General features: G+C 65.2%; 2 protein-coding genes and 1 pseudogene. All 3 read right to left on the bottom strand.

Annotation, left to right across the window (positions count from 1 at the left end; all coding sequences use genetic code 11):
• Window positions 1-146 precede the first annotated feature (146 nt).
• Entirely contained in the window at window positions 147-317 is a 171-nt protein-coding gene (locus FV233_RS30780; protein ID WP_187278279.1) for a hypothetical protein, read from the bottom strand.
• Window positions 317-538 carry a hypothetical protein gene (locus tag FV233_RS29615; RefSeq protein WP_147899655.1) on the bottom strand — a complete coding sequence of 74 codons (222 nt, stop codon included), beginning with the start codon at window positions 536-538 and terminating at the stop codon, window positions 317-319. The genes FV233_RS30780 and FV233_RS29615 overlap by 1 nt, the downstream gene beginning before the upstream one ends.
• A pseudogene (locus FV233_RS29610) lies at window positions 538-970 on the bottom strand (DNA packaging protein); the annotation flags it as partial. The pseudogene FV233_RS29610 and the gene FV233_RS29615, both read right to left, overlap by 1 nt.

Below are 970 nucleotides of genomic sequence, written 5' to 3'. Positions count from 1 at the left end.
GTCGAGGGCTGCGCGGGCGTTCTCGTGGTCGCGCATGATCTCGGCAGTTTCGCCGCCCGTGCCCATGTCAGCTTCCCAGCCCCAGGCTTGTGCAGCTTTGTCAAAAGCCTCAAGCGCCGCCGCGATGTCTGCCGGGACGGTCTCTGTCACGCCTCGCGCTCCGTCAGCTTCTCCGGCTCGACGCCGTCCAGCGGCTCCGGCGGGCCGAGGCGACGCAGGATGTGCATCAGCGCCTTCACGATGTCGGGCTGCGTCGCCGAGCGTGTCTCGAAAGCGGCCACAAGGCGATCATACTCGGCGCGGAAATCTTCGGCCATTAGACGCTGACCTCTTGCAAGCCATCGGGAACGTTGCCCTCATCAACCAATTCCCAGCCGTGATCGTCCCAGTTGGAGGCGTCATCCTCGGCGAAGGCAACGCGCAGCTTGCGTTCTAGGCCTGCGATCGGCTCCCAGAAGTCAGCGCCAGACCCGAACCGAGCCAGATACACCTTCACGCCAAGGCGGCGGTTTACGAGGTAGAGGCGGTTGTTGGCCATCACGCCACATCCCATGTCGCAGTCGACCAAGACCCGCGCTTGGGCTTCGTGATCGCGTTCCGGAGCATCATCGACGCGATCCGGCTCGAGCTGAGCACATCATCCCGCTCCTTCACGACGAGACCCTTCTCGCGGTGAAACAGGCGGAACTCGTCGAACCACTCGCCGCAGGTGCTGAACACCTTCCACCGCCCGGTCTGCATGCGGGTCAGCATGTCGGAGATGCCAGCCTCGAACCCGTAGCCGCCGTCTTCGAACGTGGCGTGCTCTGGCAGCAGGTTGAGCCCCTGTGCCCTGTACTGGCTCGCCAGCGTCTTGCCGGAGCCCTTGTCGTGCTGGAGGCCGTCGTGAGGCCAGGCAACCGGCAGCCAGTCGCCCCAGCCTTTGAGCGCCGCCGCGTGAATGACTGGCGTCGTCTCGCGCTGGCGGTAG

Origin of the sequence: Methylobacterium sp. WL7 (assembly GCF_008040085.1) — a bacterium.
Classification (GTDB): Bacteria; Pseudomonadota; Alphaproteobacteria; order Rhizobiales; family Beijerinckiaceae; genus Methylobacterium; species Methylobacterium mesophilicum.
Note: the sequence above shows the minus strand (reverse complement) of the source record. Positions and strands in the feature narration are given on the sequence as shown.

Excerpts from the sequence above, each read along its gene's own strand:
- FV233_RS30780 (WP_187278279.1), bottom strand. The coding sequence starts at position 317 with ATGGCCGAAGATTTCCGCGCCGAGTATGATCGCCTTGTGGCCGCTTTC.
- FV233_RS29615 (WP_147899655.1), bottom strand. The coding sequence starts at position 538 with ATGGCCAACAACCGCCTCTACCTCGTAAACCGCCGCCTTGGCGTGAAG.